10 protein-coding genes and 1 other RNA gene are annotated in these 14,570 nt (G+C 67.1%); 6 read left to right on the top strand and 5 right to left on the bottom strand.

The genetic code is table 11. The features are described 5' to 3' along the window. The first annotated feature begins 44 nt into the window (after positions 1–44). The 6 genes from smpB (at position 45) to AC1DQC_RS09800 (ending at position 6,480) form a co-directional block, all read left to right on the top strand. Positions 45–515, top strand: a complete 471-nt coding sequence (gene smpB, locus AC1DQC_RS09825; RefSeq protein ID WP_477051052.1) for an SsrA-binding protein SmpB — start codon at positions 45–47, stop codon at positions 513–515. After that, on the top strand, positions 512–2,365 hold the full coding sequence (locus tag AC1DQC_RS09820; protein WP_477051051.1) for a DUF2207 domain-containing protein: 1,854 nt from the start codon (positions 512–514) through the stop codon (positions 2,363–2,365). The genes smpB and AC1DQC_RS09820 overlap by 4 nt, the downstream gene beginning before the upstream one ends. 10 nt (positions 2,366–2,375) lie before the next feature. Beyond that, entirely contained in the window at positions 2,376–3,431 is a 1,056-nt protein-coding gene (locus AC1DQC_RS09815; protein ID WP_477051050.1) for an ATP-dependent DNA ligase, read from the top strand. Positions 3,432–3,536: 105 nt separating this feature from the next. Then, the gene (locus tag AC1DQC_RS09810) at positions 3,537–4,778 is read left to right on the top strand and encodes a S1C family serine protease (protein WP_477051049.1); all 1,242 of its coding nucleotides are present in this window, start codon (positions 3,537–3,539) and stop codon (positions 4,776–4,778) included. An 84-nt stretch (positions 4,779–4,862) separates the two neighbouring features. After that, positions 4,863–5,229, top strand: a transfer-messenger RNA (tmRNA) gene (ssrA, locus tag AC1DQC_RS09805). A 75-nt stretch (positions 5,230–5,304) separates the two neighbouring features. Next, positions 5,305–6,480: a tyrosine-type recombinase/integrase gene (locus AC1DQC_RS09800; RefSeq protein ID WP_477051048.1), complete on the top strand. Its 1,176-nt coding sequence runs from the start codon at positions 5,305–5,307 to the stop codon at positions 6,478–6,480. Positions 6,481–6,562: 82 nt separating this feature from the next. Here the strand turns inward: AC1DQC_RS09800 and AC1DQC_RS09795 are convergent, their stop codons facing one another. The 5 genes from AC1DQC_RS09795 to AC1DQC_RS09775 all read right to left on the bottom strand — a co-directional run bounded on the left by AC1DQC_RS09795 (position 6,563) and on the right by AC1DQC_RS09775 (position 14,501). Beyond that, entirely contained in the window at positions 6,563–7,186 is a 624-nt protein-coding gene (locus AC1DQC_RS09795) for a nuclease-related domain-containing protein (RefSeq protein WP_477051047.1), read from the bottom strand. Positions 7,187–7,524: 338 nt separating this feature from the next. Then, positions 7,525–7,833, bottom strand: coding sequence for a helix-turn-helix domain-containing protein (locus tag AC1DQC_RS09790; protein WP_421732954.1), 309 nt, complete (start codon positions 7,831–7,833; stop codon positions 7,525–7,527). Positions 7,834–8,641: 808 nt separating this feature from the next. Beyond that, positions 8,642–11,689 (bottom strand): type I restriction endonuclease subunit R, encoded by a 3,048-nt coding sequence (locus AC1DQC_RS09785; protein ID WP_477051046.1) that lies wholly within the window; start codon positions 11,687–11,689, stop codon positions 8,642–8,644. Next, positions 11,686–12,930, bottom strand: a complete 1,245-nt coding sequence (locus AC1DQC_RS09780; RefSeq protein WP_477051045.1) for a restriction endonuclease subunit S — start codon at positions 12,928–12,930, stop codon at positions 11,686–11,688. Before AC1DQC_RS09780 ends, AC1DQC_RS09785 begins: the two co-directional genes overlap by 4 nt. Beyond that, the gene (locus tag AC1DQC_RS09775) at positions 12,927–14,501 is read right to left on the bottom strand and encodes a type I restriction-modification system subunit M (RefSeq protein WP_477051044.1); all 1,575 of its coding nucleotides are present in this window, start codon (positions 14,499–14,501) and stop codon (positions 12,927–12,929) included. The genes AC1DQC_RS09780 and AC1DQC_RS09775 overlap by 4 nt, the downstream gene beginning before the upstream one ends. Positions 14,502–14,570 lie beyond the last annotated feature (69 nt).

Below are 14,570 nucleotides of genomic sequence, written 5' to 3'. Positions count from 1 at the left end.
CGTTCCGCATCACTTCACACGTGCAGGAACGGGGTTCGACGAAAGTGGCCAAGGACGTCGGGCGCAAGGTCGTCGCCTCGAACCGCAAGGCGCGGCACGACTACGTCATCGAGGACGTGTTCGAGGCCGGCATGGTGCTCAGCGGCACCGAGGTCAAGGCGCTCCGGCTGGGTCGGGCGTCGCTGGTCGACGGCTGGTGCGAGGTGACCAACGGCGAGCTGTGGCTCGAGGGCGTGCACATCCCCGAGTACTCGCAGGGCACCTGGACCAACCACGCGCCGCGCCGCAAGCGCAAGCTGCTGCTGCACCGCAGCGAGATCGACCGCCTGGAGTCCCGCACGCGCGAGAAGGGGCAGACGATCATCCCGTTGTCGCTGTACTTCCTCGACGGTCGCGCCAAGGTCGAGATCGCGCTGGCCCGCGGCAAGCGGGAGTGGGACAAGCGGCAGGCGTTGCGCGAGCGGCAGGACAACCTGGAGGCGAACCGCGCCATCCGCGAGAAGCGCGACCTGTGAGGGCTCTCCGGGCCGTCGTCGTCGCCCTCGCCCTCGTCCTTCTCGGTGCGCTCCCGGCCGCCGCCGCCCCCGACCAGACGTCCGGCCGCGAGATCACGCGCTACGACGTCACGGCGTCGCTGACGGCCGACGGCGTCATGACGGTCGGCCTGGACTTCGACTTCGACTTCGGCGACGACCCGGGTCACGGGCCGTACCTGACCTTGCCGACGAGGGTCTACTACGACGACTCGTCGGACCGCGCGTTCCGCTACACCGACATCTCGGCGTCGTCGTCGACCGGTGCGCCGGCGCAGGTGAACCGCGAGGAGTCCGACACCGCGCTCATCCTGCGGATCGGGGACCCGGACGTCGACAACGTGTCCGGCGTGCAGACGTACCACGTGCAGTACACGGTCGACGGGCTGGTGAACCCCGCCAACGCGCAGCACTCCGGCGACGAGCTGTACTGGAACGTCATCGGTGCCGGCTGGGACATCCCGCTGGGCGACCTGGCGGTGCAGGTGACCGGCCCGGCCCCCATCGAGGGCGCGGTCTGCTTCGCGGGTCCCACCGGCTCGACTGACCCGTGTACGTCGGCGGCGTTCGACGGCTCGTCGTCGACCTTCACGCAGAACTTGGTGCCCGTCGGCTCGCAGTTCTCGACGGTGACCGGGTGGCCGGCCGGGACGTTCCCGGGGGTCGAGCCGATCCTCGTCGACAAGCCAGACCCCCTGGCCCCCGTGCGGCCCGTGTCGCCGCTCGGCGTGGTGGCCCTGGTCGTGCTCGTCGTCGGCGGCATCCTCGCCGTCCGCCGGGTCCGCCGCACGGGCCGCGACCGCGCGTACCTGGGCCTGACCCCGGGCCTGCGTCCGGCGGACAACCAGCCCGGCGCCGCATCCGGCTACCGCGACCGCCGCGAGGTCGTCTCGGTGCAGTTCCAGCCGCCCGAGGGCGTGCGGCCGGGCGAGGTGGGCACGCTCGTCGACGAGAAGGCCGATCCCGTCGACGTCACCGCGACGCTGGTCGACCTCGCGGTGCGCGGCTGGCTGCGCATCGAGGAGGTCCCGCGCTCCAACCCCAAGAAGAAGGCCAACGACTGGACCCTCGTGCAGACGAGGAACCGCGACGGCTCGCTGCTGCCCTTCGAGGACACCCTGCTGCGCGAGATCTTCACGTCGGCCACGGCGGTCAAGCTGTCGGACCTCAAGACCACGTTCGCGTCCTCGATGGCGCAGGTGCAGGACGGGCTCTACACGCACGTCACCGAGAAGGGCTGGTTCCGGTCCAACCCGAAGGCGGTGCGCGCCGCGTGGCGGGCCGTCGGTGTCGTGCTCGTCGTCATCGGCGTGGGCCTCACGCTGTTCGCCTTCGCGTCCGGCGTCTCCGTGACGGGCATCGCGCTGGTGCCGATCGCCCTCGCGATCGTCGGCGTCCTCGTGGTCGCGCTCGGCAACGCGGCGCCCGCCCGCACCGAGGACGGCACCGCGGTGCTCGCGCAGTCGCTGGGCTTCCGCCGGTACCTCGCGACGGCCGAGGCGAACCAGCTCAAGTTCGAGGAGGGCGAGGACATCTTCAGCCGGTACCTGCCCTACGCGATCGTGTTCGGGCTGGCCGACCGGTGGGCGCGCGTGTTCTCCGAGCTCGCCGCGCAGGGCCGCGCCGTCGCGCAGCCCGGCTGGTACGTGGGCGGGTACTACCCCGGCCAGAACATCTTCTGGGCGACCGCGTTCGCGTCGTCGCTGGACCGGTTCTCTTCTATAGCCACGGAGGCCATCTCCGCCCCGACGCCCGGCTCGTCCGGCGGATCCGGCTTCTCCGGCGGGTTCTCCGGCGGGGGAGTCGGCGGCGGTGGGGGCGGGGGCTGGTAAGACTTCTCGTATGACGCTGCCGGTGATGCCGCCCGTGGACCCCATGCTCGCCAAGTCCGTGCCGTCGATACCGGCGGGCAAGCTGTACGAGCCGAAGTGGGACGGCTTCCGGGCGATCGTGTTCCGCGACGGCGACTCCGTGGAGATCGGCTCCCGGAACACCAAGCCGATGCAGCGGTACTTCCCGGAGATCGTGGCCGCTGTGCTGTCGTATCTGCCTGACCGGTGCGTCGTCGACGGCGAGATCATCGTGCCGTCGTCGTCGCACAGCGGCCTCGACTTCGAGGCCCTGCTGCAGCGCGTGCACCCCGCGGAGTCGCGCGTGCGGCTCCTGTCCGTCGAGACGCCCGCGCTGCTCGTGCTCTTCGACGTGCTGGCGCTGGGCGACGACGACCTCACGTCTTTGCCGTTCTCGGAGCGCCGTTCCGTGCTCTCGTCGTTGATCAAGCCGGGAGGCCCGATCTCGATCACGGCGCAGACCGACGACGTCTCCGTGGCGGAGCGCTGGTTCTCCCAGTTCGAGGGCGCGGGACTCGACGGCATCGTCGCCAAGGACCCCGCGGGCCGCTACGAGCCCGGCAAGCGGACCATGCAGAAGATCAAGCACGAGCGCACCGCCGACTGCGTGGTCGCCGGCTACCGCCCGCACAAGTCGGGGGACGACGCCGTCGGGTCTCTCCTGCTGGGGCTGTACAACGACGACGGGGTGCTGGCCTCCGTCGGCGTCGCGGCGTCGTTCCCGATGGCGCGACGCCGCGAGTTGGTCACCGAGCTCGCGCCTCTGGTCGTGCCTCTGGAAGGGCACCCCTGGGACTATTCGGCCGCCGTCCGCACGCCTCGCGAGGCGGCGGGCAGCCGCTGGTCCGCGGGCAAGGACCTGTCGTTCGTGCCGCTCTCACCCGCGCTGGTGGTGGAGGTCGCGTACGACCACATGGAGGGCGACCGATTCCGGCACACGGCGCAGTTCCGCCGGTGGCGCCCGGACCGCTCGCCTGAGTCGTGCACCTACGCCCAGCTCGAGGAGCCGGTCTCGTACTCGCTCTCCGACGTGCTGGCGACCAGCTGACGTTCCACAGGCTGCGCACGGGTTGAGTCCAGGGCTCTCCCGGTTCGCCCGAGTTACCTGATCCTTGTCGGCACCACCCCGGGTGCCGCCGAGGAGGGCAGGGCCATGGACGAGCAGCAGCGGAACGAGACGGCCGGCGCCGAGGCGTCGACGAGTGGCGACGAGACCCGCGCGCCGCTCGCGGTCGCGACCGACCACCCAGGATCCGTCGCCGTTGCGGCCAAGCCGACTGTGCGGCGCGGCATCGCGATCGGCGCGGCGGGTGGCGCGCTCGCCCTCGGCCTCCTGGCGGGCGGCGTCACGGCCGCCGCGGTCGCGGCCTCGCAGGCGTCGACCACCGACGACAGCACCACGACGAGCGCCGCGCAGGGCGCCTCGTTCGTCCCGCCGTCGTCTGCATATGCCGACCCGCGCACCGTCCCCGACACCACTCAGTCCGCCGCCACCGCGGCGAGCACGGACCAGCAGGTGGGCGTAGTCACCATCAACACCACGCTGGGCTACCAGAACGCGGCGGCGGCCGGCACCGGCATGGTGCTGACGTCGGACGGCCTGGTGCTCACCAACAACCACGTGATCGAGGGCTCGACGGCCATCCAGGTCACCATCGAGTCGACGGGGGAGACCTACACGGCCACCGTCCTCGGCACGGACGCCACTCATGACGTCGCGCTCCTGCAGCTCCAGGGCGCGTCGGGGCTCTCCACAGTGACGCTCGACAACGACAACGGCGTGGTGGAGGGCGACGCCGTGACGGCCGTGGGCAACGCGGAGGGCGGCGGCGACCTGCTGGCGGCTGCCGGCTCGGTCGTGGCGACGGACCAGTCGATGACGGCGTCCGACGGCTCCTCGTCCGGCGAGACCCTCAGCGGCCTCATCGAGTTCTCCGCCGCCGTCGTCCCCGGCGACTCGGGCGGCCCGCTGCTCGACTCGGAGGGCGAGGTCGTCGGCATGACGACGGCCGCCTCCTCGAGCAGCCAGGTCACCACCGTCGCCTACGCCATCAGCATCGAGGACGCGCTGGTCATCGCGCACCAGATCGACTCCGGCGCCGCCTCCGACACGGTGACCATCGGCTACCCGGCGTTCCTCGGCATCTCGCTGGCCTCCGGGTACCAGGGCGCGGTCGTGGCGGGCGTCCTCGACGGCACCCCCGCGGCGTCCTCGGGCCTGGCCGCCGGCGACACCATCACCTCGGTGAACGGCACTGCGATCGACTCCGCATCCGCGCTGTCAGCCGCACTCGCCCAGTTCGCCCCCGGCGACTCGGTGACGCTGACCTGGACCACCGCAGCCGGCGTCTCCTCGTCGGCCACCGTCACCCTGATCGCCGGACCCGCCGACTGACCGCGCCGGAATGAGCCCGACCAGCCTGCTGTTGCGAGGTAGGCTGGTCGGGCTGGCCTCGGCCGGTGCTTGATAACTGAATATGGGGGTGATCGGTTTCGACGGTGATCGTCGAACCAGGAGAAGCGGGTCGAGGACGCACGGTTATCTCGTCAACGCTCCGTGCAAAACCATAGGTGCCAATACAAACCGCACCGACTTCGCCCTCGCCGCCTGAGCGAGTCCCGAAGTCCGTTGGCCTGAGTTTGCTCTCGACTCAGTAACCAGCGTCATCTAGAGAGCCACTGCTGGTAATCGTCGTCAGTGCGATTGCCGGGACTTTTAGCTGACTGGGCCCGTCCACGGCTTGCCTGTGTGACCGTGGGGGCCGAGAAAATCACAGCAGGCTGCACCCGGAGAATCCCTGGTACTGCGTCACCGGACGCGGGTTCGATTCCCGCCACCTCCACTGCTCTGACCTGCGGAAACGCTGGTCTTGTTGACCAGGAATAGCCATTCGTTGACTCGAGTGGCTATTTTTGTCTCTATGGCGAGCATCCGTGAGCGCCGTCGCCGCGATGGCTCTAGGGCCTTCGCCGTATTGTGGCGCGACCCGGATACGGGACGCCAGACCTCGCTCACGTATGACGATCTGCGTGACGCCACGGTGGCTCGTCAGCTCATCGAGGCGGCTGGCGGATACGCCGCCGAGGCCGCGCGGATTGCTGACACCGTGCGTCATCGCGGCCCGACCGTCGATGACGTCATCTCCGAACACATCGACCTGCTGACGTCGGTCGGCCGAGACACCCGCGCGCACTACCGCCAGCAGCTCGCCACGCACATCTCGCCCGTTCTCGGCCCCTATGCCGTCAAGTCGATCACCTACCGCCACGTAGCCGAGTGGGTGCGCACGATGACGGACCGCGGCTACGCACCCAAGACGATCGCCAACGTGCATGGGCTGTTCTCCGCGGCGATGTCGACCGCTGTGCGGCTTGGGTACCGCGACGACAACCCGTGTGCCGGCGTCGAGCTGCCAAAGTCGCAGGCGACGCATGACGAGATGACAGTGCTTACGCGCGACGAGTTCGCGCTGCTGCTGTCGAAGGTTGCCGAGTACTACCAGCCCCTCGTCCTGCTGCTCGTTGCCTCCGGGCTGCGCTGGGGGGAGGCGACCGCGCTCACTGTCGCCGACTTCGACCTCACGTCGATGCCAGCGACCGTGCGCGTGACGAAGGCGTGGAAGCGCGACGAGAACCGTCACTGGTACGTCGGCCCACCCAAGACCAGGCGAGCGCGACGCACGGTGTCGCTTCCCGACGACCTCGTCGGCGTTCTCCGCGGCGTCGTTGCCGGCAAGACTCCGGGAGATCTCGTGTTCCCGAACACCGTCGGCAGCCAGCTCTCGTCCTCAAGGTTCTGGACGCAGACGTGGACGCCCGCGCTCGAGGCCGCGATGAACCCGCTGCGGCCGGACGGGTCGCCCGACCCTGACGCGCCCCGGCTGACCAAGCGGCCCCGCGTGCACGACCTGCGGCACACGCACGCGTCGTGGATGATCGCCGCCGGCGTCGACCTGTTCGTCCTGCAACGGCGCCTCGGGCACGAGTCGATCACGACCACGACCGAGACCTACGCGCACCTGCTGCCGGACCAGCAGGCCGCCGCCGCGGCCGCTGCGGGGAGGGCGTTGAGTGGGCTCGTCATCGAGCCGCAATGACGGGTGACGGACCCGGCGTGATAATCGCGTCATCGCGCTGTCTATCGGCCCGGTGTAGGGCGAAGCCTTCATCGGCCGTTCGCTAGGCGATCGGGAACTCCTCGGCCAGGCGCCGATGGATCTCCTCGACGGTCGTCGGTGCGAGCGCACCGGGAACGACAAGTCGTTCGTAGGCCTTCCGCGGCCAGAGGACGTCGACGCCGTCGATCTGGAAGGAGCCGCCGAACAGCGGCCAGTCGGCGTCGACGAAGCAGAGCATCCCGCGCGCGGGGATGTCATCGTGACCCGCAGCTGCGAGCGCGTCCCGGACGAGCCCGACCTGCTTGTGAACTCCCTCGACGAGCCTGGTGCCGTCGCGGGAACCGATGACGAGCCGGGACGTGCGCGGCCGGATGATGCCGCCCTCGATCCGCAGCGTCGGCCGCCCGGCGTAGCGCTTGGCGTCGATGACGTAAACGCCTGAGGGTGCCACGGCGATGTGGTCGATGTTGGCCCTGGTGCGAGGAATCCGACGGTCGTGCAGCATGCGGACGCCCTTGTCGGCGAGCGAGTCCAGCCCGCGCCCGAGCATCTCCTCACCCTTGGCGCCGCGCGCCCACGCGGTCGTGCTCTGCGGTTGCTCCGAGACCGCGAGTATGAGCCCGCCGAGGCGCGGGTGTGCGTCGCGGATGCGCGCCTCGCGGGCCGCGCTGCGACGCTCGAACACTCGTCGCGCCGAGCTACCTGCTACCCCTGCCTCAACCTCGGCAGGCGGCGGGGGAGGGGGCTCGGGCAGGGTGTCGCCGGTTGCCGTCTCGAGTGGCGCAGGTGCCGGGCAGTGCACGCACGTGACCGACTTGGTGCTGCGGTCGTAGACGCCCGTGGTACCGGCCGCAAGCGCCGTCCCGCATGCGCGGCACGTCCCGGCGTAGCGCAGGCGCATCGTCTTGGGACCCGGGACTGCCTCGCCACCGCTTGTCGCCATGCCTGTCCATCGGCAGCTTCGCCGCCGTCCTGAACGCCCCAGATTCGCGCAGCAGCGGCCGCACAGCGAAGGCCGGCTCGTCAGAACATCTGTGGGTCGCCCTGCACGTGCGGGCGACGCTGGTGGGCTCGGAGCGAACGGACTGTGGCCCCGAGCGAACCGAGATCGGCTGACGCCTCAGCCGGCGGTTCCGCCTCGGGGTCGACGCCGTCGACCGTCGCGAGCCGTACGAGCGCGTCAATGTGCTCGGGAAGGAAACGGATCTTGCCCCTCCCGAACTTCAGGTGCGGCACCCGACCGCGCCGCGCCTGCTCGCGCACCCATTCGACTGAGATGCCGAACGACTCCGCGACCTCCTGCGGGGTGGCCGCCGTGTACCCGATGGTCATCGTTACTCCCTCCCGAACTCATCACGCAGCGCCGCGAGCGACGTCGCAAGGCACTACCGGAGATCTGTGGACCACGTCCGCATCGGGTGAGCGTGTGTGCCACCGGCGCCGTACCGCTGACGAGCGCCCTGCCGTGTGATCGCCAGGCATTGAGCGATGGCAGTCCATGGCGCGCCCACCGCGCGCGCCCGCTCAACCTCGTCGGCGATCTCGGTGTCGAGCGCCCGCACGGCCGCCCGTGCCTCGTCGCGGCGCCGGACGAGTTCCCGCAGGGGACCACCCTCGTACGGAGGCAAGGCCGGCCGTCTGTTGTTCAGGCGTTGCGCCGACGGGTGCCGTCCGGGCGCCGGCCGCGGAGGCTGCGTCGACGTCGTGTGTGCCGGTACGGACCTCGCCCAGGTCGACTCCGACGACGCGACCGTCCCGCCGGTCCCTAGCCATGCTGGCAATGTTGCTGCCGGACCTGGCGCCGCCGCGTCGCGCGCTTCGGCTGCCGCCAGCTTCGCGCACTCCCGTCGGATCAGGTCCCGTCGTCCCATCACGATCACCTCCCTTCAAGGGCAGGTGTGCGGCGATCGGCGCAAGACGCGACAACCCACGGCTGCGAGGGTGGCGGCGGTACTGGTCGGCGCCTAGGCCAGGCGTTGCCTGACAACGGAGGTTTCAGGGGCGTTGACTCTTCTGGCACCAAGGCGCCCGAGCCTCGAATGCGGTGCGATCCGGCGCGACACGAACGCACCGCGGGCAGGTACGCCAGCTCGTCGAGCCGGGCGTCAGTGCGCCAGTCGGACATCCAGGTCGCAGGCGATCACGCCAGGTCGAAGAAGCGGTCGAAAAACGCGGTGAGCTTGTCGACGACGGCCTGCTTCTTGGCCCCCCGGTTCGAGCCCTTCGCGAACCGAGAGACCGGCGGCAGGATCGTGGTGATGGCTGTGCCGGTGGCCCGGACCTGTCCGTCGCGAAACGCGGTGTCGACGAACGCGCGGGTCTGATCGGGCTTGAGGTTCTCCTCGGCGATGATCCGCTCCAGCTCAGCCTCACGCCTGGCCGCGACGTGGCGACGCCACTCGTCGGCCACGTCCTCGTCCACCGACAGCCGGTCGACGAACTCCTCGATGAGGTCCTTCTTGTTGCGCAGGGACGGGCTGGAGTCGATGGCTCGGTCGATGGTCGCCTTGATCTCCCGGTCGTCGCCGTCGCCCTTGGCGACCCGGAGCTGCTCGACAAGCATGAGGATGTAGTCGACATTGATTTCGACCTGTTTGATCAACTCGATCTCGAACACGACGTCGTCGTTGATCGACTCGCGCTCGGCGGTGTCCGTGCGACGGAAGGACTGGTACAGGTCCAGGTAGATCGACTGGTAGTCCTGCAGGTCGCGATCAGACAGGATCTGGTTGCCGGCGAAGTCGTCGAACGAGAGCAGGATGTTGCGCAGCCGCAGCAGCGCCCCGAAGACAGCGATGAAGTCCTTCTGCGCCTGCTCGCCCACGATCTGCACACCGGGCGGGAACCGCTCCCAGAGCTCGGTGACCTGCTCGGCGTACTCGTCGAAGTACTCGCCGTAGGGCTTGAGCAGCACGATCCCGGCAGCGTCCCTGTTGCCGAAGAGCGCGATCGCGTCGTTCGTCTCCTCCTCGAGGTCGCGGAAGGAGACGATGTTGCCGTAGGTCTTGACCGAGTTCAGGATGCGGTTGGTCCGTGAGTACGCCTGGACCAGCCCGTGCGCACGCAAGTTCTTGTCGACCCAAAGGGTGTTCATCGTGGTCGCATCGAACCCCGTGAGGAACATGTTGACCACGATGACCAGGTCGATCTCGCGGTTCTTCATCCGCAACGACAGATCCTTGTAGTAGTTCTGGAACTTCTCCGCGCTGGTGTCGAACGAGGTCCCGAACAGGTCGTTGTAGTCCTGGATCGCGTCTTCCAGGAAGTCCCGTGAGCGGGCGTCCAGGCCGTGGGTCTCGAACTCTTCTTCGCCGAGGAGCCCGGCCGCGGTCTCGTCCTCGGCCTCGTTGGCCGCGTAGGAGTAGATGAGCCCGACCTTCAGCCGCTTATCGTCCGGCAGGTCCTCCTGCAAGCGGCCGAACATGTTGTAGTAGATCTTCGCTGCCTCGATCGACGCTGTTGCGAACAGCGCGTTGAACCCGGCCACCCGCCGGTCCTTGAGCGCATAGGTCTGATTGCGCTTGGTCTTCTGGTCGAAGTGATCCAGCACGTATTGCGTCACCATGCGCACGCGGGCAGGGTCGAGCAGCGCCTTCTCGGTGTCGATCGCCGAGACCTGCTTGTCCACCACGGCACCGACCCTGACCGTGTTGACGTAGTCCATGCGGAACGGCAGCACGTTCTTGTCGCTGATCGCGTCCACGATCGTGTATGTGTGCAACTTGTCCCCGAACGCCTGCGCCGTGGTCCGCAGCGTCGGGCTCCCACCTGCGCCAGCGTTGGCGGCGAAGATCGGGGTCCCGGTGAACCCGAACAGGTGGTACCGCTTGAACGCCTTGGTGATCGCGGTGTGCATGTCGCCGAACTGGGAGCGGTGGCACTCGTCGAAGATGATCACCACATGCCCGCCGTAGATGGCGTGGCCCTTGTTCTTGGCGACGAAGGTCGACAACTTCTGGATCGTGGTGATGATGATCCGCGCCGAGGGGTCCTCCAGCTGGCGCTTGAGCACCGCCGTGGAGGAGTTGGAGTTCGCAGCGCCCTTCTCGAACCGGTCGTACTCGCGCATGGTCTGGTAGTCCAGGTCCTTGCGATCGACGACGAACAGCACCTTGCCCACGTCCCCAAGCCGTGAGGCGAGCTGCGCGGTCTTGAAGGACGTCAGCGTCTTGCCCGACCCGGTCGTATGCCACACGTACCCGCCTGCGGCCAAAGTGCCGAACTGCTTGAGGTTCGTCGACGTCTCGATCCGGCTCAGGATCCGCTCAGTCGCCGCGATCTGGTACGGGCGCATCACGAGCATCATCCGGTCAGCGGTCAGCACGCAGTACCTCGTCAGCACGTTCAGCAGCGAGTGCTTGGCGAAGAACGTCCTCGTGAACCCGACCAGATCCGTGATCGGCCTGTTCGTCGCGTCCGCCCACCACGAGGTGAACTCGAAGGAGTTCGACGTCTTGCGTCCGCGCTTGGCCTTGCCCTGCTCGTCCAGGTGATGTGCGCGGGTGGTGTTCGAGTAGTACTTCGTCAACGTCCCGTTGGAGATGACGAAGAGCTGGACGTACTCGAACAGTCCCGAGCCCGACCAGAACGAGTCCCGCTGGTAGCGGTTGATCTGATTGAACGCCTCACGGATGTCCACACCACGCCGCTTGAGCTCGACGTGCACCAACGGCAGCCCGTTGACGAGGATGGTCACGTCGTACCGGTTCGCGCGCTGCGGCCGGCCAGCCGTGCCCGACGCCGGCGCACCCGGCACCTCGTACTGGTTGATCACCTGCATCCGGTTGTTGTGGACGCGGGTCTTGTCCAGCAGCGTGATGTTCTTCGACGACCCGTCGTCCCGCTTGAGGAGCTGGACGTGGTCCTCTTGGATCCGGATCGTCTTCTCGACGATGCCGTCCTTCTCGCCGGATATCTTCTCGGTAAAGAACCGCGTCCACTCCGCGTCGGTGAACGTGATGTGATTCAGCGCCTCGAGCTGGGTGCGCAGATTGGCGACCAGATCCGCTTCGCAGGTGATCGGCAGGTACTCGTACGCCTGCTCCCGCAGCAGCCGGATGAGCTCGGCCTCAAGCTCGGCCTCCGACTGGTACCGCGTCGTCTCTGCCGGGTCGGCCTCGAACTCTGCGACGACGGTCGACTCCGACGACAGTGCGATCGGTTCGAACCGCGACACCGACTCGCTCACGCAGTGGCCTCCTCGAATGCCAGTAGCCGATCCCGGTAGTACGCGTACTGCTGCCGACGAGCCTCGACCTCGGCAGGCAGGCCTGACGACAAGTCGTTCACCAAGACTTGGAACCCGTCGAGAACCGCAACGATCCGCCGCTGCTCCTCACTTGAGGGAACCGGGATCCGCACCGTCCCGAATCCGTCAATAAGGAGTGTCTTCACCTTTGTCCGGGCAACGAATCGGGCCCGCGCGGCGATGAATGACGCGGTCTGCATCACGTAGGACACATACGAAGGATCGAGCTCCGACCGATAGGCGTAGCTGTGATCGTGAATGGCGACCGGTTCATCGCCGAGCCACGCGACGGCCTTGCCAACATCCTGCACCGTCTCGCCCACGTCAACGAGAACGACGTCGCCTGGCTCGGCGAATCTCAGTGCGGTCTTCAGCTCCGGTCTCAAATGCGAGACGACCGCTGTGGCGGATGTCCCGTAGTGCGTATAGATCTCGCCGTAGTGAATGCATGGAGTCCCCGTATCGGCGAAGTCCGCCTTGGTGAAGCGGCGGCCACGAAGGAAGCTCCCGACGGCATTAAGCGGCTTCCACTCGACGTCGTCACGACGTTCGAACGAAAGGAGCGCGTCGCGGTAGTGCGCATACTGCTGCATGCGGGTCCCCAGCTCCGCCTCCAGCTCCACCTCCAGCTCGGACTCCAGCTCCGTGAACGTGTCCAAGGTTCTTACGATCTCGCGCTGGACCTCGAGAGGAGGTACAGGAACGAGCGCCCTGGAGAGGTTCTGAGTCGAAATTGATGAGATCTTTGAAGAACTGATCCACTTGCGGATCTGGCTCTTGAAGTCGCCGGTCCGAAAAAGGTATGACAAGAAGGTCGCATCCAGGAAAGAACTCCGAACGGCGTAGCAGGCATCGTGGATGACTATCGGCTCCGACCCTAGCCAGGCAACAGAGTTGCCGATGTCCTCGATGGTCTCGCCCGCAGCCGCGACAATGAGGTCCCCAGGAAGAGCCACCCGAAGACTTGCCGCATGTGCCGGTTCGAGGAACGAGTACGAGACGTTCGCCGACAAGCCGTACTTCGTGTAGATCTCGCCATAGTGGACGCATGGGACGCCAGAGGCGACGATGTCAGCCTTCACGAAGCGCTTCCCGCGAAACACCTCGGCGACGTCTCCGAGTGGCTTGTACTCGACGCCGGCGGGCGCGTACTTCTTAATGAGGTCGTCGATGCGGCTCATACGCCCGCGCCGTCGAGGTCGGCGACAATGGCGTCGATCTGCTCGCGAAGTGCCGCCTGACGCTCGACGATACCAACAATACGGCTGTTGAGTTCGGCGATGTCGATAACTTCGCGGGTGTCCTCGGACTCCACCCAGGACGAGACGGAGATGTTGTAGGCGTTCTCCGCGATGGCCTGGTTCTCGACGAGCTGTGCGAAGTGGGTGACGTCGTCGCGCGTCGTAAACGCATCGAGAATTCGGTCCTGGTGGATTGCCGTGATCGTGTTCTTGTTCCCGCGTCGAGCAAACTCCGCAGAGGCGTCGATGAACAGCACGGCATTGTCGCCCTTGGACTTCTTGAGCACGAGGATGCACGTCGCGATGGTGGTGCCAAAGAACAGGTCCGGCGGGAGCTGGATCACCGCATCGACGTAGTTGTTGTCGATGAGGTACTTGCGGATCTTCTGCTCCGCACCGCCGCGGTAGAGGACGCCCGGAAAGTTGACGATTGCGGCGGTCCCATTGACGGCCAGCCACGACAGAATGTGCATCGTGAAGGCCAGGTCCGCCTTGGATTTCGGCGCGAGCACACCCGCCGAGGAGTAACGCGGATCGTTGATGAGCAGTGGGTTGGCGTCGCCCTCCCAGTTGATGGAGTAGGGCGGGTTGGACACGATCGCCTCGAACGGCTCGTCGTCCCAGTGGGCCGGGTCGATCAAAGTGTCGCCGTGAGCGATGTCAAAGTGCTCGAAGTTGACGTCGTGCAGGAACATGTTGATCCGGCACAGGTTGTAGGTGGTGAGGTTGATCTCCTGGCCGAAGTACCCCTGCCGGACACCGTCCTTGCCGAGCACCTTGCGGTACTTCAGCAGAAGCGAGCCGGACCCGCAGGCCGGGTCGTACACCTTGTTCACGCTCGTCTTGCCCACGACGGTGATGCGGGCGAGCAGCTCGGAGACCTCCTGCGGCGTGTAGTACTCCCCACCGGACTTGCCGGCCGAGGAGGCATACATCTGCATGAGGTACTCGTAGGCGTCGCCGAACGCGTCGATCTTGTTCTCGCTGAAGTTCCCGTTGCCGAGGTTCAGATCGCCGATCGCGTCGAGCAGTTTGGCGAGCCTCTCGTTGCGCTTGGCCACTGTGGCCCCGAGTTTGTTCGAGTTGACGTCGAGGTCGTCGAACAGGCCCTTGAGGTCGTCCTCGGCGTCGGTTCCGACTGCGGAGGCCTCGATGTTCCTGAAGGCTCGCTCCAGGGTCTCGTTGAGGTTCGCATCTCGCGCTGCACGAGCGCGGACGTTGGCGAACAGCTCCGAGGGGCGGATAAAGAAACCCTTCTCCGCCACGATCCCGCGGACGAGGTCAGGGTCCTCGACGTCGAGGTTCGACGCGGCGGCGTAGTTGAAGTCCGCGTTGCCAGCCTCGTGCTCGCCGGCGTTGAGATACGCGGTGAGGTTCTCCGAGATGTATCGGTAGAACAGGAAGCCGAGCACGTACTGCTTGAAGTCCCAGCCGTCGACGCTGCCACGCAGGTCGTTCGCGATCCTCCAGATGGTCTTGTGCAGTTCTGCCCTCTGGGTCTCGCGATTCATGACCCGAGCCTATCGGCGCGGAAGGACACGATCGCGGAACCCCCGCCGCGCGAGCGGCTACGGTGGAGT

Source organism: Cellulomonas sp. P4_H12 (genome assembly GCF_056400905.1).
This window is presented reverse-complemented; position numbering and strand designations above follow the sequence as displayed.

What these genes read in the sequence shown, in the direction of transcription:
- AC1DQC_RS09800 (WP_477051048.1), top strand. Translation starts at nt 5,305, where the DNA reads ATGGCGAGCATCCGTGAGCGCCGTCGCCGCGATGGCTCTAGGGCCTTC.
- AC1DQC_RS09780 (WP_477051045.1), bottom strand. Translation starts at nt 12,930, where the DNA reads ATGAGCCGCATCGACGACCTCATTAAGAAGTACGCGCCCGCCGGCGTC.
- AC1DQC_RS09815 (WP_477051050.1), top strand. Translation starts at nt 2,376, where the DNA reads ATGACGCTGCCGGTGATGCCGCCCGTGGACCCCATGCTCGCCAAGTCC.
- AC1DQC_RS09790 (WP_421732954.1), bottom strand. Translation starts at nt 7,833, where the DNA reads ATGACCATCGGGTACACGGCGGCCACCCCGCAGGAGGTCGCGGAGTCG.
- AC1DQC_RS09810 (WP_477051049.1), top strand. Translation starts at nt 3,537, where the DNA reads ATGGACGAGCAGCAGCGGAACGAGACGGCCGGCGCCGAGGCGTCGACG.
- AC1DQC_RS09775 (WP_477051044.1), bottom strand. Translation starts at nt 14,501, where the DNA reads ATGAATCGCGAGACCCAGAGGGCAGAACTGCACAAGACCATCTGGAGG.